The sequence below is a fragment of the Exiguobacterium artemiae 255-15 genome, from assembly GCF_000019905.1.
GTDB lineage: Bacteria > Bacillota > Bacilli > Exiguobacteriales > Exiguobacteriaceae > Exiguobacterium_A > Exiguobacterium_A artemiae.
In genome coordinates this window covers 1-23,796 of sequence record NC_010556.1, presented here as the reverse complement: position 1 = coordinate 23,796, position 23,796 = coordinate 1, and the positions used below count along the sequence as shown (strand labels likewise).

Genomic DNA, 23,796 nt, shown 5'->3' with positions numbered 1-23,796 from the left:
CTGCGGACAAATTCCATCGTGTCTTGGTAATGGGTGAGTAACGTTTGTTTCGTGAGTGTCATAATTGCTGCTCCTTTTTCTGTCTAAGATGTAGGAAAACATAGCATGCCACTCTCGATCGATGCAATAAAAAAGCACCTCACCATAAATGGGAGATGCTTGTATAAGCGGAGTCGGTGGGATTCGAACCCACGCGGGCCTTGCGACCCCTAACGGATTTCGAGTCCGTCCCCTTCAGCCGGGCTTGGGTACGACTCCATGTTAAATGTAATTTTAGGTAAAAAAAAAAGAAGTGGAGGAGGCGGTGGGATTCGAACCCACGCACGGCTTTCGCCGCCTGACGGTTTTCAAGACCGTTCTCTTAAACCACTTGAGTACGCCTCCAAGTTATATGTAGTTTTCAGGTAAAAAAAAAGAAATGGAGGAGGCGGTGGGATTCGAACCCACGCACGGCTTTCGCCGCCTGACGGTTTTCAAGACCGTTCTCTTAAACCACTTGAGTACGCCTCCGTACTTATAATTGAGCGTCGTATTGTACGAGCGCCTTCCTGACATAAATTATGATAGCATCTTGGTTTTATTGTGTAAAGCTTTTTTCTAAAAAAACTTTTTAAAAAATTAGAAGGGGGAAATCTCCCCCTTCCTACTTATCCTTGAATGACTTCAAGACCGCCCATATAAGGACGAAGTACTTCTGGAATAACAACTGATCCATCTGCTTGCTGGTAGTTCTCAAGAATGGCAGCGACTGTCCGACCGACTGCAAGTGCTGATCCGTTTAATGTATGAACGAATTCCGGTTTAGCATTCGCTTCCCGACGGAAACGGATTTGTGCCCGGCGTGCTTGGAAATCTTCAAAGTTTGAGCAAGAAGAAATCTCACGGTACACCCCTTGGCTCGGCATCCAGACCTCGATGTCATATTTCTTTGCAGCTGTGAAACCAAGATCCGCTGTACACATGCTGAGGACCTGATACGGAAGTTTAAGTAATTTCAAAACTTCCTCCGCTTGCCCTGTCAGCAATTCAAGCTGTTCGTATGATTCTTCCGGTTTGACGAAACGGACGAGTTCGACTTTGTTGAATTGGTGCTGACGGATTAAACCGCGCGTATCACGGCCGGCAGAACCTGCTTCAGACCGGAAACATTGGCTGTAGGCGGCATAACCGATCGGCAATTGATCCGCTGACAAAATTTCATCCCGGTGCATGTTCGTCACCGGTACTTCTGCTGTCGGAACAAGGAAGTAGTTCGTATCTTCGACTTTGAACGCATCTTCTTCGAATTTCGGAAGCTGTCCTGTTCCTGTCATAGAATCCCGGTTGACCATGAGCGGCGGCAGGATTTCCGTATATCCGTTTTTGTCCTGGTGTAAATCCATCATGAAGTTGATCAATGCCCGCTCAAGACGTGCACCGGCACCGCGGTAAAAGACGAAACGGCTTCCCGTTACTTTTCCGGCCCGTTCGACGTCAACGATTTTCAACTGTTCCATCAAATCCCAGTGGGGTACAGCTTCAAAATCAAACGCCGGCTTGTCACCGACTTCGCGGATGACGACATTATCATCTTCCGTAGAACCGATCGGAACGCTGTCATGGGGAATGTTCGGAATACCGAGTAACAACAGATTCAGCGTCGCTTCGACTTCACGCAGTTCTTCATCGAGGGCTTTGACTTCATCCCCGACTTGGCGCATCGCAGCAATTGCTTCATCCGCATTTTCTTTGTTGCGTTTTAGTTCCGCGATTTTTTTTGTCGCTTCATTTCGTTCCGCTTTCAGGACTTCTGTTTTGGCAATCAATTCCCGGCGTTTTTCATCAAGGGCGATGAACCGGTTCATATCCGTTAAATCTTCTCCCCGGTGAGCCAGTTTTTCTTGAATCGCGTCAAAATCCTGACGCAGTCGTTTAATATCAATCATGTTTCTTCCTCCTTTTTTCAATAAAAAAAGGCAATCCATCCCTCTCCGGTTCTAAAAAACCGAAGAGGGACGAATCACCTGGATCCGCGTTGCCACCCTCATTGCTGATCAGATCAGCCAACTCTAAAGACGCGATAACGGGCGTACCCGCACCTTGTTCGCAAGGTGTGTGATCCGGCTCGATTCAAAGTATCCTTCTGACTAGTTCGCACCACCCACTAGCTCTCTTAACAGAATAAATGCTTCTACTTGGTCCGTTCATGACATCATTATGAGATTAGCTTTACTTTACACTATCCCCTTTACGGTTGACAAGGGTTGGTTGATGAATCGCTTGACTGATTTTTTTGGACCAGGCCGAAACGGCGCGGAACAAGCGGATCTGGAAGCTCGCCAGCTCAACCTTCGCAGCACTGGTTACTGTAGCTTGAGGAACAGTGAATCCGGGTAAGTATCGTCCGCTGTCTTCCACTTGGACGGTCCCGATGATTTCACCTTCTTTTAACGGTGCTTCTGCTTTTGAAAATTGAAAGACAGGCGTATGCGGTTTCGCTTGGTTTTTTAACACGGTCACATACAATGCTGTTTTCGTCACGACATCGTAGCGGGATTGTTTTGCCCCCCGAATCGGCAATACACCTTTGATTTGTTCCCCTTTTCCGTAATACGTCAACGGTTCAAAAAAAGAAAAACCGTAATCCAGCAGTTTTTTCGTTTCTGCAAACCGGGCTTTATCGGATGTCGTTCGCATGACGACCGATACGAGTGTTAAATTCCCGCGTGTAGCGACACTCGCAAAACAGTATCCGGCAAGGTCCGTCGTCCCGGTCTTCATCCCCCGCATTCCGCTGTACGCATACGGTTGGCGCGGCAACATCTTATTGGAGTTTTCGACCTTTTCTCCATTGATTGTAATGAACGAACGTTTTGTCACATCTAATACATCCGGATAGTCTTGAATATAGCGGATGATCAAAAGAGAGATATCCATCGCCGTCATCAAGTTTGTTCCCGGTAATGTCGCATCGACGGCATCGAGTCCTGAAGCATTGGCGTATTCGGTATCTTCCATCCCTAGTGCAACAGCTGTTTCATTCATTCGTTCCACGAACTGCTTCTCCGTTCCGGCCATGACTTCTGCCAGGAGAACGGCGGCATCGTTAGCCGATTTAATAAAAGCTGCGTCGTACAATTCCCGGATGGTATACGTTGTTTTCCGAATCGGCAACCGGGCAATTCCCGGTGTTTTCGCAAGCTTCAGTACTTTTTCACTTGGGCGAACCGTTTGATTCCAAGATAATTTTTTTTGCTCAATCTGCTGACGCACGAGATAAAGCGTCATTAATTTTGTCATCGAAGCCGGGGGCAGAGCCAAATCAGCCTGTTCAGCCAATAAAATCTTGCCTGTTACCGCATCGACCATTATGTAAGATTCTGCCTGAATGTCCGGTGTCTCTGCATGACCTGTCATCGGCTGTCCACCAGCAGTCAGTATAAGGACACTCAGAAAGAGTGTGAAAAGACGTTTCATCGGTCCTCTCCTTCAAATGATGTTATATCTTTTCAGTGTAGCACAAAAAAAGAAACCGACAGCCGGAAACTGACGGTTTCTCTCTTACTTTTGATTAAACAGAAACAGCTGTCCGCCGTCTGATTTTTTGAATGAAATAATCATGAAGACGCCGATCTGAAGTCAGCTCCGGATGGAAGGAGCAGGCGAGATGAAGATCCGTCTCGACGACAACGGCGGCTATCCCGATTGCAGCCAGGACACGTACTCCTTCTCCGACCTGTTCGACGAAAGGAGCTCGAATAAAAACAGCTTCAATATCCTGACCGGCACCTTCAACGTTCAAGGAGGTTTCAAAACTGTCGATTTGTCGTCCGAACGCATTGCGTCTGACCGTCATCGGAATCGCCCCTAAATGGGAAGGACCTTCAGTCAATTCGCTTGCCAGCAAAATCATCCCGGCACATGTCCCGAACATCGGCAACGTGTCAGCTTGACGTCGCAAGACATCCAGTAAACCATAACGGTCAATCAGCCGGCGGATCGTCGTCGATTCGCCGCCAGGAAAGATTAAACCGTCGATTCCGTCCAAGTCCGCGCTTGATTTGACGATCATCGTTTTGACTCCAAGCAGATGAAGCATCTCTTGATGTTCGCGCACGGCGCCTTGGACACCTAATATACCGATTACCATCCGCGTGGTGCCATCCGTTCTTCAAACGGCATCGACGTCACATCAATTCCTTTCATCGCTGTTCCGAGTCCTTTCGACAGATGGGCAATCCGTTCGAAATCGTCTTTGTATGTCACGGCTTCGACAATCGCTTTCGCGACGCGTTCCGGATGTTCCGATTTAAAGATACCGGAACCGACAAATACGCCTTCGGCTCCAAGGTGCATCATCAATGCCGCATCGGCTGGAGTCGCGATTCCGCCAGCCGCAAAATTCACGACCGGAAGACGTCCTGTTGTCTGAATCTGTTGTAAGACCTCGTAAGATGCGCCCCACTCTTTAGCACGCGTCATCAATTCATCCGGTTGTGAATGAAGAATCTGGTGGAGTTGTGCTTGAATCTTGCGCATATGCCGGACAGCTTCGACGACATTGCCGGTTCCGGGTTCCCCTTTTGTCCGGATCATCGCTGCTCCTTCTGCAATCCGGCGCGCCGCTTCTCCTAAATCACGTGCTCCGCAGACGAACGGTACTGTAAACGATGACTTCAATAAATGATACTCCTCGTCTGCCGGCGTCAGGACTTCACTTTCATCAATAAAGTCAACACCCAACGATTCGAGGACCCGTGCTTCGACGATATGTCCGATCCGGCACTTCGCCATCACGGGAATGGATACTGCCTGCAGAACCTCTTCCGTGATGAGCGGATCGGCCATCCGGGCTACTCCCCCGTCACGCCGAATATCCGATGGCACCCGTTCAAGTGCCATGACAGCGACCGCTCCGGCGGCTTCTGCGATTTTAGCCTGTTCCGCATTCACGACATCCATGATGACGCCACCCTTTTGCATTTCAGCCATTCCCCGTTTGACACGATCTGATCCTTGTTGCCGTTCCATCATTATGAACTCCCCCTAGACAGTGATAGTATTTCCAATCGGTGATACTTTTTAGTATATTCCCCGTTGACTATTTTAAAAGTATCAGTTTATGATAAATTAACCAGGTCAGTAAAAAGGGAGATCAGTTATGGACATGTTATCGTTTGAGTTGATACGGGACGGAAATCGTCCGCTGTACGAACAACTGTACCAGCAAATCCGTCAGGAAATCATTGAAGGACGCCTTGCTTACGGAACGAAATTACCATCGAAACGAAAGCTTGGTCAGTTTTTAAATCTCAGCCAGACGACAATCGAACTGGCTTATCAACAGTTGGTCGCAGAAGGATATGTCGAATCCGTTTCCAGGAAAGGTTACTTCGTCTTAGCCTACGAAGAACTGGCATACGTCAAAACAACGCCTCTGCCGACAAGTCAACGTTCAAATCAACAACCAGCCATGCGTTACGATTTTCATCCCAGTAAAATCGATGGCTCATCCTTTCCTTTCTCCCGTTGGCGAAAACACGCAAAAGATGTCATCGACGAACAACATCAATCACTCGTCTCGCTTGGACACCCGCAAGGTGATCTATCATTACGTCTCGAGATTGCGACGTACCTCTACCATTCACGGGGAGTCGTCTGTTCGCCGGAGCAGATCATCATCGGTTCCGGTGTTGAGCAATTGTTACCGCATATCGTCTTTTTATTAGGAAAAACGACAACCTATGGCATCGAAGATCCCGGGTATCATGCGACACGTCTGATCCTTAAAAGTCATGAACGATCGGCGGTTCCGATTCCGGTCGACCAAAACGGCTTAGTGATTCCTTCCCTCGTTCAAAGTCCTGTCGATGTTATGTATGTGACACCGGCTCACCAGTTTCCGTCGGGCAGTATTTTATCCGTCAATCGACGCCGTCAACTGTTAAACTGGGCCGCTGCATCGGATCGCCGTTATATCATCGAAGACGATTATGATAGCGAATTCCGGTACAGCGGAAAATCCATTCCTTCTTTGCACAGTATGGACAGTGAACGGGTGATTTATCTGAGTACATTCTCAAAATCACTGATGCCGTCCCTTCGCATCGGATATATGGTACTACCACGACCTTTATTGGAACGCTATCAAACTGAATTTCCATACTATACGTGCAGTGTCTCCCGATTTGATCAGACGATTTTGACGCGCTTCATGAAAGAGGGCGACTTCGAGAAACATTTGAACCGGATGCGAAAAATCTACCGCCGCAAACTTGATGTCGTTGTCCACGCTCTCCGGGATGTACCTTTTCTGAAATTGACGGGAGAAAGTGCCGGACTGCATGTCGTCCTTTCCGTCTCGAATGGCATGGGGGAACAGGAATTGTTGCGGCGAGCGAAGGACTCCTCGATTCAAGTGTATGGATTATCGGATTATGCCCAGTTGCCGTTATCCACAGCTTATCCACAAATTGTCCTCGGGTTTGCCAGTTTAACAGAACAACAATTGATGCAAGGACTGACCGAACTAGTTACCGCTTGGCAGTTAAAATAAAAGTATCCACAAGGTTATCCACAAAAAAATCCTGCGGCCTATTCAGGTCGCAGGATTTTGATTATTGACGTGTATAGTTTGAAGCTTCTTTCGTAATCTGAATATCGTGAGGATGGCTTTCCTGTAACCCTGCACCTGTCATCCGGATGAACTGTGTTTCTTCACGTAATTCTTCAAGTGAAGCAGAACCACAGTATCCCATTCCTGAGCGGATCCCTCCGACGAGTTGGTAAACCGAGTCACCGAGTTTACCGCGATATGCGACGCGACCTTCGATTCCTTCTGGAACAAATTTCTTGTCAGCTTCTTGGAAGTAACGGTCTTGGCTGCCGCGTTTCATTGAGGCTTCCGATCCCATACCACGATATGTCTTGAATTGACGGCCTTGGTAAATCTCCATTTCTCCCGGGCTTTCTTCCACGCCGGCGAGAAGGCTGCCTAACATAACCGCATGACCGCCTGCTGCAAGTGCTTTGACGATATCACCGGAATACTTGATCCCGCCATCAGCGATAATCGAGACACCGTGCTTACGGGCTTCTGTTGCACAATCAAAGACTGCTGTGATTTGTGGAACACCGACTCCGGCCACGACACGTGTCGTGCAGATAGACCCTGGTCCAATTCCGACTTTGATGACAGAAGCACCTGCTTCAATCAAGTCACGTGTCGCTTCAGCTGTTGCGACGTTTCCTGCGATGATCGGCAAGTTCGGATACTCGTCCCGAAGTTCGCGTACTTTCACGAGAACCCCTTCTGAGTGACCGTGTGCCGTGTCGACGACCAATGCGTCAACTCCTGCATCTACGAGGAACTTAGCACGAACCGAGGCATCTTTCGTTACACCGACAGCTGCTGCGACGAGCAGACGTCCAAATGAATCTTTAGCTGCGTGCGGATACTGTTCAACTTTTTCAATATCCTTTGTTGTAATCAAACCTTTTAAAACTCCGTTCTCATCGACGAGTGGTAACTTTTCAATCCGATGTTTGTGGAGAATTTGTTCGGCTTCTTCTAAAGAAGTACCGACTTTTGCTGTGACCAGTTCTTCCGTCGTCATGACAGTTTCAATGACCGTAGAGTAATCTTTCACGAAACGGAGATCGCGGTTGGTTAAGATACCGACCAATTTGCGTTCTGTTTCGTTATTGACAATCGGAACACCTGAAATCCGGTACTTGCTCATCAAATATTCAGCATCATAGACTTGTCGTTCTGGCGTGAGGTAAAACGGATTTGTAATGACACCATTCTCCGACCGCTTAACACGATCGACATGTTCGGCTTGATCTTCCATCGACATGTTCTTGTGGATGACTCCAAGACCACCTTGACGTGCCATGGCAATCGCCATCGGAGCTTCTGTTACGGTATCCATCCCTGCACTGATTAAAGGAATGTTTAATGTAATTCCTTCGCATAATGTTACAGACAAATCAACATCTCGCGGTAAGACACTTGAACGACGTGGTACGAGCAAGACGTCATCAAACGTCAAGCCTTCTTTAGCAAATTTGTTCTCCCACATGTTATCCACTCGCTTTCTCTTCTATAAAAGAATATTGATGTTATGGTAACAAGCGAGAGGTGGCATGTCAATGACTCCACCAATAATCAGAACAATCTGAAGTTTCACATAACACAAAAAGACCGACCTGCAAAATGCAGATCGGTCTTTTACTGGCCTGGCAACGTCCTATCCTCACAGGGAGAAGCCCCCAACTACTTTCGGCGTTCAAGTGCTTAACTTCCGTGTTCGGCATGGGAACGGGTGTGACCACTTGGCTATCGTCACCAGACGACGGGCTCGCGCCCTCAAAACTGAAGTCATCAACAATGCATCTGCTAGAACAAGGCCTCGACCGATTAGTATCACTCAGCTCCGCATGTCACCATGCTTCCACCCGTGACCTATCTACCTCATCGTCTCTGAGGGGTCTTTCTTGATTACTCAAAGGGAAATCTCATCTTGGAGGGGGCTTCATGCTTAGATGCTTTCAGCATTTATCCCGTCCGCACGTAGCTACCCAGCGATGCTCCTGGCGGAACAACTGGTACACCAGCGGTGCGTCCATCCCGGTCCTCTCGTACTAAGGACAGCTCTCCTCAAATTTCCTGCGCCCACGACGGATAGGGACCGAACTGTCTCACGACGTTCTGAACCCAGCTCGCGTACCGCTTTAATGGGCGAACAGCCCAACCCTTGGGACCTACTCCAGCCCCAGGATGCGATGAGCCGACATCGAGGTGCCAAACCTCCCCGTCGATGTGGACTCTTGGGGGAGATCAGCCTGTTATCCCCAGGGTAGCTTTTATCCGTTGAGCGATGGCCCTTCCATGCGGAACCACCGGATCACTAAGCCCGACTTTCGTCCCTGCTCGACTTGTAGGTCTCGCAGTCAAGCTCCCTTCTGCCTTTGCGCTCTACGAATGATTTCCAACCATTCTGAGGGAACCTTTGGGCGCCTCCGTTACTGTTTAGGAGGCGACCGCCCCAGTCAAACTACCCGCCTGACACGGTCCTCCAGCCGGATGACGGCTGCGAGTTAGAGACTCTATGCATGAAGGGCGGTATCCCAAGGGTGACTCCTCCGAAGCTGGCGCTCCGGTCTCGACGTCTCCCGCCTATCCTGTACATCATGCACAAAGCCTCAATATCAGGCTGTAGTAAAGCTCCATGGGGTCTTTCCGTCCTGTCGCGGGTAACCTGCATCTTCACAGGTACTATGATTTCACCGGGTCTCTCGTTGAGACAGTGCCCAAATCGTTACGCCTTTCGTGCGGGTCGGAACTTACCCGACAAGGAATTTCGCTACCTTAGGACCGTTATAGTTACGGCCGCCGTTTACTGGGGCTTCGGTTCAAAGCTTCGCTTGCGCTAACCCATCCCCTTAACCTTCCAGCACCGGGCAGGCGTCAGCCCCTATACGTCATCTTGCGATTTAGCAGAGACCTGTGTTTTTGCTAAACAGTCGTTTGGGCCTATTCACTGCGGCTCTACTCATGTAGAGCGTCCCTTCTCCCGAAGTTACGGGACCATTTTGCCGAGTTCCTTAACGAGAGTTATCCCGCGCGTCTTAGAATTCTCATCCCGCCTACCTGTGTCGGTTTACGGTACTGGCACCTTCCACCTCACTAGAGGCTTTTCTTGGCAGTGTGAAATCGTGACCTTCGTCCCTACGGGACTCCGCATCGTTCCTCGACTTTGATGCCTGACGGATTTGCCAATCAGACGGTCTCGAAACTTACACATGCACTTCCATCCGCATGCGTCACTATCCTCCTGCGTCCCCCCATTGTTCAAACGGTGGATCGGTGGTACAGGAATATCAACCTGTTATCCATCGCCTACGCCTTTCGGCCTCGGCTTAGGTCCAGACTAACCCTGAGCGGACGAGCCTTCCTCAGGAAACCTTGGGCTTTCGACGGAGGGGATTCTCACCCCTCTTTTCGCTACTCACACCGGCATTCTCACTTCCAAACGCTCCACTGCTCCTTCCGGTACAGCTTCACAGCGGTTTGGAACGCTCCCCTACCATTCCTTACGGAATCCGCAGCTTCGGTGGTATGTTTAGCCCCGTTACATTTTCGGCGCGGCGCCACTCGACTAGTGAGCTATTACGCACTCTTTGAATGGTGGCTGCTTCTAAGCCAACATCCTAGCTGTCTAGGCAGCGCCACATCCTTTTCCACTTAACATACACTTTGGGACCTTAGCTGGCGGTCTGGGCTGTTTCCCTCTTGACTACGGATCTTATCACTCGCAGTCTGACTCCCGAGTATAAGTTGCCGGCATTCGGAGTTTAACTGAATTCGGTAACCCTGTGGGGGCCCCTAGTCCAATCAGTGCTCTACCTCCGGAACTCTCAACCTCGAGGCTAGCCCTAAAGCTATTTCGGGGAGAACCAGCTATCTCCAGGTTCGATTGGCATTTCACCGCTACCCACACCTCATCCCCGCACTTTTCAACGTGCGTGGGTTCGGACCTCCAGTCAGTGTTACCTGACCTTCATCCTGGACATGGGTAGATCACCTGGTTTCGGGTCTACGACAACGCACTATGGCGCCCTATTCAGACTCGCTTTCGCTACGGCTCCGCCTCATCAGCTTAACCTCGCGCGCTATCGTAACTCGCCGGTTCATTCTACAAAAGGCACGCCATCACCCGTTAACGGGCTCTGACTACTTGTAGGCATACGGTTTCAGGATCTATTTCACTCCCCTTCCGGGGTGCTTTTCACCTTTCCCTCACGGTACTGGTTCACTATCGGTCACTAGGGAGTATTTAGCCTTGGGAGATGGTCCTCCCGGATTCCGACGGGGTTTCACGTGTCCCGCCGTACTCAGGATCCACTCTGGAGGGAAAACAGTTTCAGCTACAGGGCTGTCACCTTCTTCGGCCGACCTTTCCAGGTCGTTCGCCTACTGTCTTCCTTTTTGACTCCGTATAGAGTGTCCTACAACCCCGGAGAGCATGCTCTCCGGTTTGGGCTGTTCCCGTTTCGCTCGCCGCTACTCAGGGAATCGCATTTGCTTTCTCTTCCTCCGGGTACTTAGATGTTTCAGTTCCCCGGGTCTGCCTCACGCTACACTATGTATTCATGTAACATGTCCCATCCCATTACGGATGGTGGGTTCCCCCATTCGGAAATCCTCGGATCAAAGCATACTTACTGCTCCCCGAAGCATATCGCTGTTCGTCGCGTCCTTCATCGGCTCCTAGTGCCAAGGCATCCACCGTACGCCCTTCATACCTTGATCTAGCATTTTGGTATTCTAAGAACACACGTCTAATGACATGGTTATAAAAAGTTTGATGTCTTGTTGATGTCTTCAGTTTTCAAGGTGCGAGTGTCTCTATCGAGACTAGAGAGACGAGCTCTCAAAACTGAACGATGGGCATGTCCCGTACGGGACGTTTTCCTTAGAAAGGAGGTGATCCAGCCGCACCTTCCGATACGGCTACCTTGTTACGACTTCACCCCAATCATCTACCCCACCTTCGACGGCTGGCTCCTTGCGGTTACCTCACCGGCTTCGGGTGTTGCAAACTCTCGTGGTGTGACGGGCGGTGTGTACAAGACCCGGGAACGTATTCACCGCAGTATGCTGACCTGCGATTACTAGCGATTCCGACTTCATGCAGGCGAGTTGCAGCCTGCAATCCGAACTGGGAACGGCTTTCTGGGATTGGCTCCACCTCGCGGTCTCGCTGCCCTTTGTACCGTCCATTGTAGCACGTGTGTAGCCCAACTCATAAGGGGCATGATGATTTGACGTCATCCCCACCTTCCTCCGGTTTGTCACCGGCAGTCTCCCTAGAGTGCCCAACTAAATGCTGGCAACTAAGGATAGGGGTTGCGCTCGTTGCGGGACTTAACCCAACATCTCACGACACGAGCTGACGACAACCATGCACCACCTGTCACCCTTGCCCCCGAAGGGGAAACTTGATCTCTCAAGCGGTCAAGGGGATGTCAAGAGTTGGTAAGGTTCTTCGCGTTGCTTCGAATTAAACCACATGCTCCACCGCTTGTGCGGGTCCCCGTCAATTCCTTTGAGTTTCAGCCTTGCGGCCGTACTCCCCAGGCGGAGTGCTTAATGCGTTAGCTTCAGCACTGAGGGGCGGAAACCCCCCAACACCTAGCACTCATCGTTTACGGCGTGGACTACCAGGGTATCTAATCCTGTTTGCTCCCCACGCTTTCGCGCCTCAGCGTCAGTTACAGACCAAAGAGTCGCCTTCGCCACTGGTGTTCCTCCACATCTCTACGCATTTCACCGCTACACATGGAATTCCACTCTTCTCTTCTGTACTCAAGCCTTCCAGTTTCCAATGACCCTCCCCGGTTGAGCCGGGGGCTTTCACATCAGACTTAAAAGGCCGCCTGCGCGCGCTTTACGCCCAATAATTCCGGACAACGCTTGCCACCTACGTATTACCGCGGCTGCTGGCACGTAGTTAGCCGTGGCTTTCTCGCAAGGTACCGTCAAGGTACGAGCATTACCTCTCGTACTTGTTCTTCCCTTACAACAGAGTTTTACGATCCGAAAACCTTCATCACTCACGCGGCGTTGCTCCATCAGACTTTCGTCCATTGTGGAAGATTCCCTACTGCTGCCTCCCGTAGGAGTCTGGGCCGTGTCTCAGTCCCAGTGTGGCCGATCACCCTCTCAGGTCGGCTATGCATCGTCGCCTTGGTGGGCCATTACCCCACCAACTAGCTAATGCACCGCAAGGCCATCCCAAGGTGACGCCGGAGCGCCTTTCATCATCAGACCATGCGGTCTGAAGAACTATTCGGTATTAGCTCCGATTTCTCGGAGTTATCCCAATCCTTGGGGCAGGTTCCTTACGTGTTACTCACCCGTCCGCCGCTCATTCCCTTCACTTCCCTCCGAAGAGTTCCGTGAGCTTCCTGCGCTCGACTTGCATGTATTAGGCACGCCGCCAGCGTTCGTCCTGAGCCAGGATCAAACTCTCCATAAAGTGTTTGACTTGCTCGTTTTTGTGACCAAAGTCACGTTGACGAAGCTTGCGCTTCATTCATTGTTTGTATCCGAAGATACGTTTTTTGCCTCATCGTTCAGTTTTCAAAGTTCGTCCGCGCCTGTTTTGGCGACTCAATTAGAATACCAAGTCTGAAACAATAAGTCAACAACTTTTTAAAAGAAGTTTTTTTCTTATTTCGTGCAGTGCGCTCGTCCTCTTAAGGACAAGAAATAATATACCATGGGATTTATTATTGTACAAGTGTTTTTTATAAAAAAAGAAAAACTCTTTTTTTCATCAGATTTATGACAAAAAAGAGAGTGTTCCTTCTATATATAATGCAGATGATACAGATCTTTAATCCATGAGCTGAATGATGTTCAGCTGCCGGTCCTCCATCAAATCTTTAACGATACGCCGGTTATGTTCTTCATACGCAATCACCGGGCGGTCAAATATACTGTTTTTTCGAAGGACTGTTGCAATCTTTCCATTACTCATCAAGACACGGTCACCCGGTTCAATCGGTAAGAGCAACTGTCCAAGGAGCATCACATATTTCGAATCATATTGCATAGGCCGCGCTTTTAAATGGCAGTATGCATCATATACCTTATATGCTTCACGGTACGGACGCCAACTTGTCATGGCTGCAAAGACGTCTGCCACGATGAACAATCTTGTATGATCCATGATTTTATCCCCTTTGACTTTCAAGGGATATCCGGAACCGTCCAACCGTTCATGATGTTGAACAATCAAGCGTTTGACTGTATCGGAAATGATGTTTTCCTTTTGTAAGGCTTGGAACGCCATTGCAGGATGACGGTGAAAGATTTCTTGTTGCATCGCTTCATAACGTTTTGTATGACGCCATTCCATGATTCGCGCTAATCCACAATCGGCAAAATAGGACGCGACCCATAAATCGTGAATCATCTTGCGCTCTTTTCCCGCTGCCTCTGCGAGCAGTTGCGCAATTGCCCCCCGGTAAATCGCATGTCGAACCGTATAAGCTTCTGTTCCGCGCTCTAGGAAATACGGTAAGATGTCGTCCCGACGCATCGTCTCCGGCATCGATTCCTTCACCCATCTCAATGCATCGTATACATTTGGAACCAATCCCTGCTCCCAGGAAGTGAACACCTGATTATAAGTCTCGATCAATGAATCAAATATACTGTCTTCTATCATGTCGTCCAGTTCTTGATCCATCATCGAAGCTTCGCTCATACCTTCAGGTCGTTTCTCGATGTCCACCTCTTTGATCAAAAATCGTTTGATTCGTCTTAACTCATCTGCCCCGATTTTTTTGCCTGCCTCGACGATTGGAATATCTGTATGTAAAAACAAAGACTCGGTTATCCGGTCACCAAGAATAAGTCGCTCACTTGCCACACGCATCGTTGTCTCGTCCCTTTCCCTAAATGATTTTTAGAAAAACAGCAGAGTAAAGACAAGTTGTCCCCACTCTGCTGTACGTCGTTCTGCTTCGTTTATTCTTCTGTCTGCTCAGATTCACTGTTCATCTCAGAAGTGGAAACCGGCTGTTCTTCCGAACCCGTTTCGCCTTCTTCCAGTACAATACCCTCTTCCTCGACAGCATCTTCTTTTTTCAGTTTCGCAACTGTTGCGACACGGTCGCCTTCTTCGATTCGAATCACTTTAACCCCTTGTGCATTACGTCCGACACTGGAGATATTTTGTGAATCTGTTCGAATGACGATGCCGCTTTCCGTCATGATCATGATGTCATCATCGACATCCACAATCCGGAGTGCCACGATTTGTCCGACCCGGTCCGTTACTTTACTAGCGATCAATCCTTTACCACCACGTGATTGTGTCCGGAACTCTGTCATTGGCGTCCGTTTACCGAAACCTTTTTCCGTAATGACGAGTACATCCTGTTCATCACGGGCAAGTTCCATTCCGATGACGATTGCGTCTGCCGATAAGTTCATCGCTTTGACACCGCGGGCACCACGACCCATCGAGCGCACGTTCGTAATCGGGAAGCGGATCGCTTTTCCGGTATTTGAGACAGTAAAGACTTCATCTTCTGTCGAAGCAAGACGGACAGATGTCAATTCATCATCTTCAAACAGACGAATCGCAATCAATCCATTTTTATTGATTCGGGCATAAGCAGATAACGGTGAACGTTTGACACGACCTTTACGCGTCATGAAGATCAACGATTTCTGTTCATCCTGCATCACTTCTTCTGCATCAAGCGCTTCTTCCGGTTCTTCAAGACCATCCGGTGCATCTTCTGCAGTGACTTCGACATCAATGATGTTTTCGGTTGCTTCCGCTGCCTCTTGTTCTTCGAGGTAACGTTTAAAGTTGACCGGAATCATCGTCTCGACCTTCTCATCACGTTCGATTTGAATCAAGTTGATGATTGGAACACCTTTCGACGTCCGGCTCATCTCCGGCACTTCATAGCCGCGAATCCGGTAGACTTTTCCGCGGTTCGTAAAGAACAGAATCGTATCATGCGTCGAACATGACAAGAGACGTGTTACATAATCCGCGTCGTTTGTACCGATTCCTTGGACACCACGTCCACCACGTCGTTGAGCACGGTACGAATCCGTCGTAAGACGTTTAATGTAGCCGCTGCTTGTCAACGTAATGATGATATCTTTTTCCGGAATCAAATCTTCATCTTCAAATTCGATGTGGTCCATCCGAATTTCGGTCCGGCGCTGGTCATTGAAGCGTTCTTTCACCTCTTCAAGTTCTGTCCGGATCAATTCGAGCAAGACTTCATCACTTTCAAGGATTCGTTTGAGTTCTGTAATCAATGCCATGATCTCATCGTACTCGGCATCGATTTTCTCACGTTCGAGACCAGTCAAACGCTGTAGACGCATATCAAGAATTGCTTGTGATTGTTTCTCGGACAATTCAAACCGTTCCATCAACTGTTCACGGGCAGCATCTGCTGTGCGGTTGGCACGGATGATCTTAATGACTTCATCAAGGTGATCAAGCGCAATCCGCAGGCCTGCAAGAAGATGTTCCCGTGCTTCTGCTTTCTCGAGATCAAACTGTGTCCGGCGACGGACGATTTCTTTTTGGTGCTCGAGATAGTGGTACAACATTTCCTTCAGCGTCAGGGTACGCGGACGTCCACTGACGATGGCAAGCATGTTGACACCGAACGTCGTCTGCATCGATGTCTGTTTGTAGAGATTGTTCAGGATGACACTCGCATTCGCATCACGACGAATCTCCATCACGACACGCATACCACGGCGATCAGACTCATCACGCAAATCGGTGATACCTTCGATTTTTTTCTCACGGACAAGATCGGCAATTTTTTCAACGAGACGGGCTTTGTTGACCTGGTACGGCAACTCCGTCACGATGATCCGTTCGCGATCTTTTTTTGTCTGTTCGATTTCGGCTTTCGCCCGGACGATGAGTGATCCACGACCGGTTTCATAAGCGCGGCGAATTCCGCTGCGGCCCAAGATTTCTCCAGCTGTCGGGAAGTCAGGTCCTGGAATATGCTGCATCAGTTCAGAAATCGTGATGTCCGGATTATGCGATAACGCAAGGACTCCATCGATGACTTCACCGAGCTGGTGCGGTGGGATATTCGTTGCCATCCCGACTGCAATCCCGCTCGAACCGTTGACAAGCAAGTTCGGGAAGCGGGACGGTAACACTTCCGGTTCCCGTTCTGATCCATCGTAGTTATCTTTAAAATTAACAGTGTTTTTATTGATATCACGTACAATTTCCATTGCGATTTTTGACATACGGGCTTCCGTATATCGCATGGCTGCAGCGGAGTCGCCGTCGACCGAACCGAAGTTTCCGTGACCGTCGACGAGCTCATACCGGTAGCTGAAGTCCTGTGCCATACGAACCATCGTGTCGTAAACAGCAGAATCACCGTGCGGGTGATACTTACCGATAACTTCACCGACGATACGGGCAGACTTCTTGTGCGGTTTATCCGCGCGGATCCCGAGGTCATTCATCGCATATAAAATACGACGATGACCCGGTTTTAAACCGTCACGGACATCCGGTAAAGCACGTGCGACGATAACGCTCATCGCATAATCCATGAAGGATGTACGCATTTCTTGACTGATGTTGATATCTTTAATGATTCCTTGTTGATCGGACATTCGTATGGCCACCCTCTCTATTCAACGTTAAATATCCAAGTTCTTCACATAGTGGGCGTGCGACTGGATAAAGTCACGACGTGGTTCTACCTGGTCTCCCATCAAAATGTCAAAGACCTCATCTGCTTCGATCGCGTCCTGTAATTCGACACGCAGCATTTGACGACCACTCGGATCCATCGTGGTTTCCCACAGTTGCTCCGGATCCATCTCACCGAGACCTTTATAACGCTGAATGTCGTATCGTGCGTTTTCCGGAAGTGCTGCCAGTGCTTCGTTCAACTCACGCTCGTTGTGGACGTACGTGATGTTTTTTCCTTGCTTGATTCCGTAAAGCGGCGGCTGGGCAATATAGACGTAACCGTGCTCGACCAGCGGACGCATGTAACGATAGAAGAATGTCAATAACAGTGTCCGGATGTGGGCACCATCGACGTCGGCATCGGTCATGATGATGACTTTATGATACCGGGCTTTCTCGATGTTGAATTCAGAACCGATACTCGTTCCGAGCGCCGTAATGATCGTCCGGATTTCGTTATTGCCGAGAATCTTATCAAGACGTGCTTTTTCGACGTTCAAAATCTTACCTCGAATCGGTAAAATCGCTTGGAAATGACGATCACGTCCAGATTTTGCTGAACCACCCGCCGAGTCACCCTCAACGATATAGATTTCAGAAATCGTCGCATCACGTGATGAACAGTCGGCAAGTTTCCCTGGAAGTGAGCTCACTTCAAGAACGCCTTTACGTCGTGTTAATTCACGGGCACGTTTCGCAGCCATCCGGGCACGAGACGCCATCATTCCTTTTTCGACGATGGCACGGGCACTTGTCGGATTCTCCATCATGAACTGTTCAAACGCAGACGAGAACAACGTATCCGTTGCTGTCCGTGCATCCGAGTTGCCGAGTTTCGTTTTCGTCTGTCCTTCGAACTGTGGATTCGGGTGTTTGATCGAGACGATCGCTGTCATCCCTTCACGTACATCTTCGCCGGACAACGTACCGTCGGCTTCTTTCATCAGACCGAATTTTTTCGCGTAGTCATTGATGACACGTGTCAAAGCCGTCTTAAAACCGGTTTCGTGTGTTCCGCCCTCATGGGTCGGGATATTGTTCGTGAACGAATAGATGTTGGCTGCAAAACCATCGTTATATTGCAACGCGACTTCGACTTCAATCCCGTCGCGGTTCCCGTGTACATAAACGGGTTCTTCATGGACGACTTCTTTCGAACGGTTTAAATGCTCGACGTAAGACTTAATTCCGCCTTCGTAATGGAAGCTGCGCGTAATCGGTTCATCCGCACGATCATCCGTAATTTCGATCGTCAGTCCCTTATTTAAAAATGCGAGCTCACGAAGACGTGTCGCCAGCAGATCATAATCGTATTCAAGAGTTTCCTGGAAGATTTCATCATCCGGGAAGAAACGGATCATCGTTCCGGTTTCTTCTGACGTGCCGATAATTTCTAAATCGGCAGCAGGTACACCGCGGTGATACGCTTGGTAATACAACTTTTCATTCCGTTTGACGAATACTTCAAGTTTTGTCGACAGGGCGTTAACGACAGATGCTCCGACACCGTGAAGTCCACCGGATACTTTGTATCCGCCGCCGCCGAATTTACCGCCGGCATGAAGGACTGTCAAAATGACTTCAACTGCTGGACGGCCCATCTTCTCTTGGATATCGACCGGGATTCCCCGTCCGTTATCTTCGACCAGAATCGAGTTACCCGGTTCAATCGTGACTTTGATTGTATCGCAATATCCTGCAAGTGCTTCATCGATCGAGTTATCGACGATTTCCCACACCAAATGGTGAAGCCCCTTCGATGCAGTCGATCCGATATACATACCCGGACGTTTCCGAACGGCTTCTAGACCTTCAAGCACCTGAATTTGATCGGCACCGTACCCTTGTTCTAATTCCATATCTTCATGATTACTCATCGGTTTTCTCACCTACTATTTCTTTGTATGATGTCTCTTCCAAAATGACGGCCCCCTGTTTCACGTGGAACAACTTCGCCTGTTTGATCGTTTCATGTGCGATTCCATCGACACTCGTTGTCGTCAGAATGGTCTGCACCTTTTGTTGCATCGTATCGAGCAAATGGGTTTGACGATGATCATCGAGCTCGGATAAGACATCGTCTAGAAGTAGCAATGGATATTCCCCCACTTCTTCATGAATCAATTCAATCTCTGCTAATTTCAAAGAGAGTGCTGCCGTTCGTTGCTGTCCTTGTGAACCATAAGTCTGGACATTCCGACCGTTGACTTCCATTTCGAAGTCATCCCGGTGCGGACCGAACAACGTCACACCTCTTCGGATTTCGTTTGTCTTCATTTTACCAAACTTCTGCATGTAAGAAGCAGTCATTCCTTCAACATCGAGCAAATCATTGCTAAATGTATCCGAACGGTAAATAAGGACGAGCTGTTCCTGTCCGCGACTGATTCCTTCATGAATCGGACGTGCCCACTTTTCGAGCTGGGCAATGAAGTGATGACGGCGTTGAACGATTTTAACGGCAAGCGTAATCATCTGCTCCGTCAAGACATCGAGGAACGTCTCGTCCCCACCTTTCATCGATAACTGCTTAAGCAATGCATTCCGTTGTTTGAGGACTTTTAAATACTGACTTAATTCATGTAGATAGACCGGGCTGACCTGACCAATTTCCATATCCAAAAAGCGACGTCTGATTTGTGGACTGCCTTTGACGATGTGTAAGTCTTCCGGTGCAAACAGCACGATATTCAACGCACCAACATAATCACTGAGCCGGCGCTGTTCGAGATGATTTAGCTTCGCTTTTTTACCGCGGCTTGAAATCGCGATTTCCTGCGAATGTGATCCTCTTCTCTTGTGAATCCGTCCTTCGACACGGGCTGTCTCGGCATCCCACTGGATCAATTCTTTGTCATGCGTCGTCCGGTGGGACTTTGCAAGAGCCAGAACGTAAATGGCTTCAAGGAGGTTTGTCTTCCCTTGTGCATTCTCTCCAATCAGCACATTCGTCTTTTCGGAAAAAGATAATTCCAACGACTCATAGTTGCGGTAGTGACTGAGTCGGACCGAATCTAGTCGCACGTTAGTTTCCCTCGTTCTTAATGATGAACTGACCGTAATCTTCTACGTCAATCACATCTCCATCCCGTAATTTACGACCGCGTCGCTGATCGACTTCACCGTTGACAAGAATGGGTACCTCGGCGAGAAACGGTTTAGCTTGTCCGCCGCTCGAGATGATATCAGAAAGTTTCAGGAACTGACCTAATGTGACATATTCTGTTGAAATCTTGATTTGATTCATGGTTTGACTCCTCCTACCTACATATTATAAATGACGTACTCTTTATTGTACTAAAAAACTTACGATTTGGCAAAATGAACGAACGTATATGCGGATTTCAAAAAAAGCCCAAGGAACATAAACGGTTCCTTGGGTATAAATCATGCTGTCCGGACTGGAAGGATCAGCTGTAAGACGTTGTCTTGGTCAACCGGGTGCAGAATGAACGGGCGGATCGAACCGGTGAACTGGATTTCGATATCTGTTGCATCGAGTGCCTTTAGCGCATCCATCATGTATTTTGAGTTGAACGAGATTTTTAACTCTTCTCCTTCAAGCGATAAGATGCTGACTTGTTCCGACACTTTACCGACTTCCGGTGAGTGGGAAGAAATTTCGACTGCCGTCGTTCCTTCTGCTGCAAACTTGATGACGTTGTTACGGTCTTCGCGAGCAAGCAGTGACGCACGGTCGATTGCTTGAAGTAATTCCTTCGCATTCATGCGGACTGCCGTGCGGTACTCTTCCGGAATCAAACGCGATGTGTCCGGGTAGTTGCCGTCAAGCAGACGCGAGAAGAATAAGACATGTTTCATCTTAAACAGGATCTGTTGATTCGTAATCGTGATGTCGACGTGACCATCACTAAGTAATTTGGATAATTCGTTTAAGCTTTTTCCTGGGACGATGACGTTTTGGAACGAAATCTCGTTATCCGTTTCAAACTGTGCCCGTCGTAAGGCCAGTCGGTGACTGTCCGTCGAGACGCATGTCAGGATGTCTTTATCCGCCGAGAAGTTAACACCCGTCAATACAGGACGTGTTTCCTGTACAGCAACGGCAAAACTCGTTTGACGGATCATTGACCGTAACAGATCAGCCGGTAAACGGAACTGCTGTCCGCCGTCGACTTGCGGTAAGCGTGGGAATTCATCCGGATCAAGTCCATTCAGGTGGAACTCTGCCGTACCCGATTGGATCCGTGTCATGAAGTTTGGTGATACTTCAAGGATGACTTCATCTGTGGGTAACTTTTTCACGATATCGCCGAAGAAGCGGGCGTTTAAGACCACACTGCCTGCACGATGGACTGTCACGTAGGATGTTCCGTTCTCTTCCGCGTAGATCGTCCGTTCAATCGAGATTTCCGTATCGCTTCCTGTCAGCGTCATACCGTCACCATGGGCTTCGAGTTTGATTCCCGTTAAGATCGGAATCGTTGTCCGGGATGAAACAGCTTTTGCTACATCTTGAATTGCTTGGATTAAAGTATCCCGTTGAATTGTAATATGCATATTGTCGTTAAGCTCCTCTCAAAATGGGCGTTACATCATCATAACATAATAATATATTTTTTTAATAATAGTATTAGGGGCTGTGGATAGTGTGGATAAGTCGGTGGATAACTTGGTATAGAGCCAAAACGCGTGTGGATAACTTGTGGATAACTAGGCTGTTTTATCCACAGCTTATCCACAGGTTTTACGAATGTTTCAATTCATGCTTGATTTGTTCGATGACTTTTCCCGTTTCTCCATCCGATTTGACGAGCGTACTGATTTTTTCATGTGCATGAATGACGGTCGTGTGATCACGTCCCCCAAACTCCTCACCAATCTTCGGTAACGAGCTTTCTGTCATCTCCCGCGACAGGTACATGGCAATCTGACGGGGAAAAGCAATTGATTTCGTCCGTTTTTTAGCTTTTAAATCGTCAAACGGCAGATTAAAGTGTTTACTGACCGATTCCTGGATATCCCGAATCGTGACTTTCCGCGGTTCACTTGCAGGCATGATGTTATGCAGGGCTTCAGCTGCGACATTCGGATCAATCGTCCGTCCAACCAGGTTAGCGTAAGCAATGACGCGGGTTAACGCGCCTTCAAGTTCCCGGATGTTCGTATCAATCTGGCTTGCAATATAAAGCATGACTTCATTGGAAACGTCCAGTTGTTCGGCATTCGCTTTTTTCCGAAGAATCGCAATCCGGGTTTCGAGATCCGGTGGCGTGATGTCTGTAATCAAGCCCCACTCGAAACGAGAACGCAAGCGATCTTCAAGCGTCGGAATTTCTTTTGGTGGACGGTCACTGGAGATAATGATTTGTTTTTGATCGTTATGCAGGGCATTAAACGTGTGGAAAAACTCTTCCTGCGTTTGTTCTTTTCCGGCAAGGAATTGAATATCATCTATTAATAGAACATCGATGTTGCGGTATTTATTCCGGAACTGAACCGTTTTGTTATCCCGAATCGAATTGATGAAGTCATTCGTGAACTGTTCAGAGGAAACATACGCGATTTTCGTTCCAAGCTTTTGATCCTGGACATACTGCCCAATCGCATGCATCAAGTGTGTTTTCCCCAGGCCGACACCGCCGTAGATAAAAAGCGGATTGTAGGCTTTGGCGGGTGCTTCTGCTACTGCTAAAGAAGCGGCATGAGCAAAACGATTCCCCGATCCGATGACAAACGTATCGAATGTATACTTTTCGTTTAACTGTCCGAGTTCGCTCATCACCAGCTCATCGGACGATTTAGGCGTCTTTTGCGCTTTTGTCTTCGCAGGAGCAACTTCCATCACTTCTACTTCCTCATTTTGACGATCGAGCATATGTTTTGCTTGACCTTCCTCAATGAACTGAATATCCAGCCGGCTTCCCGTGACTTCTTCGACGGTATCTTCTAATAGAGATAAGTACTGACGTTCCAACCACGTGACAGTAAATGCTGCGGGCGCCGAGACGATCAAGGTCGTACCGTTGAGCGTGACACCCTCAGTCGACTTCAACCACATGTCGTAACTCGCTTTTGGGGTACGTTGTTCTTCCTCGATTACAGATAATACATTGTGCCAAAGTTCGGCAGCGTTTTTCATAAATACCCCCCTTTTTCTATCATGATATAAAAAACTATACACAGGTTTATGCACAGGACAAAGTTAATGAAGGAACACGACTTATCCCCAGAACATAAAAACTGTGGATAACGTTATCCACAGGGGTTGAATTCTGTGTATAAAGTTATCCACAGGTTGTGTATAACTTGAAGAATCAATTTGTCTTACGTTCTTGTTATGCACAATTAGTGTATCAAATGAAATGAGGTCTGGCAATGGTTAGAACGATTTATCCACAAGTAAATCCACATATGCACAGGCAGTTACCCACAGGCTGTGGACAGTGTGGATAAACTGTGGATAAGATGTGTATAACTTTGCGAAAGAGGAAGCGTTCAAAAATAGTTATGCACAAAATGAAAAAAAGTAGCGTCAAAAATTCTAAAAACAAACCTTGACGTTAAT

General features: G+C 48.4%; 13 protein-coding genes, 3 tRNA genes, 3 rRNA genes and 1 other annotated feature. Of the genes, 1 reads left to right on the top strand and 18 read right to left on the bottom strand.

The window, feature by feature from the left end; genetic code table 11:
• Positions 1–168 precede the first annotated feature (168 nt).
• From EXIG_RS00095 to pdxS, 7 genes are all read right to left on the bottom strand, one after another.
• A tRNA-Ser gene (locus EXIG_RS00095) sits at positions 169–258 on the bottom strand.
• 35 nt (positions 259–293) lie between these two features.
• Positions 294–384 (bottom strand) — tRNA-Ser (locus tag EXIG_RS00090).
• A 35-nt stretch (positions 385–419) separates the two neighbouring features.
• Positions 420–510, bottom strand: a tRNA-Ser gene (locus EXIG_RS00085).
• A 137-nt stretch (positions 511–647) separates the two neighbouring features.
• Positions 648–1,925 (bottom strand): serine--tRNA ligase, encoded by a 1,278-nt coding sequence (serS, locus tag EXIG_RS00080; RefSeq protein WP_012368927.1) that lies wholly within the window; start codon positions 1,923–1,925, stop codon positions 648–650.
• Positions 1,926–1,987: 62 nt separating this feature from the next.
• Positions 1,988–2,196 (bottom strand) — a binding site (T-box leader).
• Positions 2,197–2,208: 12 nt separating this feature from the next.
• Positions 2,209–3,456: a D-alanyl-D-alanine carboxypeptidase family protein gene (locus tag EXIG_RS00075; protein ID WP_012368926.1), complete on the bottom strand. Its 1,248-nt coding sequence runs from the start codon at positions 3,454–3,456 to the stop codon at positions 2,209–2,211.
• A gap of 94 nt (positions 3,457–3,550) precedes the next feature.
• Positions 3,551–4,129 carry a pyridoxal 5'-phosphate synthase glutaminase subunit PdxT gene (pdxT, locus tag EXIG_RS00070; RefSeq protein WP_012368925.1) on the bottom strand — a complete coding sequence of 193 codons (579 nt, stop codon included), beginning with the start codon at positions 4,127–4,129 and terminating at the stop codon, positions 3,551–3,553.
• Positions 4,123–5,010, bottom strand: a complete 888-nt coding sequence (pdxS, locus tag EXIG_RS00065) for a pyridoxal 5'-phosphate synthase lyase subunit PdxS (protein WP_200859024.1) — start codon at positions 5,008–5,010, stop codon at positions 4,123–4,125. Before pdxS ends, pdxT begins: the two co-directional genes overlap by 7 nt.
• A gap of 130 nt (positions 5,011–5,140) precedes the next feature.
• Here pdxS and pdxR point away from each other — a divergent pair, with 130 nt between their 5' ends.
• Positions 5,141–6,535, top strand: a complete 1,395-nt coding sequence (gene pdxR, locus EXIG_RS00060; RefSeq protein WP_012368923.1) for a MocR-like pyridoxine biosynthesis transcription factor PdxR — start codon at positions 5,141–5,143, stop codon at positions 6,533–6,535.
• A 61-nt stretch (positions 6,536–6,596) separates the two neighbouring features.
• Here the strand turns inward: pdxR and guaB are convergent, their stop codons facing one another.
• The 11 genes from guaB to dnaA form a co-directional block, all read right to left on the bottom strand.
• The gene (gene guaB / locus EXIG_RS00055) at positions 6,597–8,063 is read right to left on the bottom strand and encodes an IMP dehydrogenase (RefSeq protein WP_012368922.1); all 1,467 of its coding nucleotides are present in this window, start codon (positions 8,061–8,063) and stop codon (positions 6,597–6,599) included.
• A gap of 155 nt (positions 8,064–8,218) precedes the next feature.
• A 5S ribosomal RNA gene (rrf, locus tag EXIG_RS00050) occupies positions 8,219–8,334 on the bottom strand.
• 47 nt (positions 8,335–8,381) lie between these two features.
• A 23S ribosomal RNA gene (locus tag EXIG_RS00045) occupies positions 8,382–11,296 on the bottom strand.
• Between the two features lie 167 nt (positions 11,297–11,463).
• Positions 11,464–13,025 (bottom strand): 16S ribosomal RNA (locus tag EXIG_RS00040).
• The 16S, 23S and 5S rRNA genes sit together here, the layout of an rRNA operon.
• A gap of 360 nt (positions 13,026–13,385) precedes the next feature.
• Positions 13,386–14,432, bottom strand: a complete 1,047-nt coding sequence (locus tag EXIG_RS00035) for an HD-GYP domain-containing protein (RefSeq protein ID WP_012368921.1) — start codon at positions 14,430–14,432, stop codon at positions 13,386–13,388.
• A 92-nt stretch (positions 14,433–14,524) separates the two neighbouring features.
• Positions 14,525–17,185, bottom strand: coding sequence for a DNA gyrase subunit A (gyrA, locus tag EXIG_RS00030; protein ID WP_012368920.1), 2,661 nt, complete (start codon positions 17,183–17,185; stop codon positions 14,525–14,527).
• A gap of 27 nt (positions 17,186–17,212) precedes the next feature.
• Positions 17,213–19,126: a DNA topoisomerase (ATP-hydrolyzing) subunit B gene (gyrB, locus tag EXIG_RS00025; RefSeq protein ID WP_200859023.1), complete on the bottom strand. Its 1,914-nt coding sequence runs from the start codon at positions 19,124–19,126 to the stop codon at positions 17,213–17,215.
• Positions 19,127–19,136: 10 nt separating this feature from the next.
• Positions 19,137–20,291, bottom strand: a complete 1,155-nt coding sequence (gene recF / locus EXIG_RS00020) for a DNA replication/repair protein RecF (RefSeq protein ID WP_012368918.1) — start codon at positions 20,289–20,291, stop codon at positions 19,137–19,139.
• A 1-nt stretch (position 20,292) separates the two neighbouring features.
• Positions 20,293–20,514 carry a S4 domain-containing protein YaaA gene (yaaA, locus tag EXIG_RS00015; RefSeq protein ID WP_012368917.1) on the bottom strand — a complete coding sequence of 74 codons (222 nt, stop codon included), beginning with the start codon at positions 20,512–20,514 and terminating at the stop codon, positions 20,293–20,295.
• A gap of 140 nt (positions 20,515–20,654) precedes the next feature.
• Positions 20,655–21,788, bottom strand: coding sequence for a DNA polymerase III subunit beta (gene dnaN / locus EXIG_RS00010; protein ID WP_012368916.1), 1,134 nt, complete (start codon positions 21,786–21,788; stop codon positions 20,655–20,657).
• Between the two features lie 187 nt (positions 21,789–21,975).
• Entirely contained in the window at positions 21,976–23,370 is a 1,395-nt protein-coding gene (gene dnaA, locus EXIG_RS00005) for a chromosomal replication initiator protein DnaA (RefSeq protein WP_012368915.1), read from the bottom strand.
• Positions 23,371–23,796: the final 426 nt, after the last annotated feature.

Bases quoted from the DNA above. Each gene is read 5' to 3' on its own strand.
- serS (WP_012368927.1), bottom strand. From the start codon at position 1,925: ATGATTGATATTAAACGACTGCGTCAGGATTTTGACGCGATTCAAGAA.
- EXIG_RS00075 (WP_012368926.1), bottom strand. From the start codon at position 3,456: ATGAAACGTCTTTTCACACTCTTTCTGAGTGTCCTTATACTGACTGCT.
- pdxT (WP_012368925.1), bottom strand. From the start codon at position 4,129: ATGGTAATCGGTATATTAGGTGTCCAAGGCGCCGTGCGCGAACATCAA.
- pdxS (WP_200859024.1), bottom strand. From the start codon at position 5,010: ATGGAACGGCAACAAGGATCAGATCGTGTCAAACGGGGAATGGCTGAA.
- pdxR (WP_012368923.1), top strand. From the start codon at position 5,141: ATGGACATGTTATCGTTTGAGTTGATACGGGACGGAAATCGTCCGCTG.
- guaB (WP_012368922.1), bottom strand. From the start codon at position 8,063: ATGTGGGAGAACAAATTTGCTAAAGAAGGCTTGACGTTTGATGACGTC.
- EXIG_RS00035 (WP_012368921.1), bottom strand. From the start codon at position 14,432: ATGCGTGTGGCAAGTGAGCGACTTATTCTTGGTGACCGGATAACCGAG.
- gyrA (WP_012368920.1), bottom strand. From the start codon at position 17,185: ATGTCCGATCAACAAGGAATCATTAAAGATATCAACATCAGTCAAGAA.
- gyrB (WP_200859023.1), bottom strand. From the start codon at position 19,126: ATGGAATTAGAACAAGGGTACGGTGCCGATCAAATTCAGGTGCTTGAA.
- yaaA (WP_012368917.1), bottom strand. From the start codon at position 20,514: ATGAATCAAATCAAGATTTCAACAGAATATGTCACATTAGGTCAGTTC.
- dnaN (WP_012368916.1), bottom strand. From the start codon at position 21,788: ATGCATATTACAATTCAACGGGATACTTTAATCCAAGCAATTCAAGAT.
- dnaA (WP_012368915.1), bottom strand. From the start codon at position 23,370: ATGAAAAACGCTGCCGAACTTTGGCACAATGTATTATCTGTAATCGAG.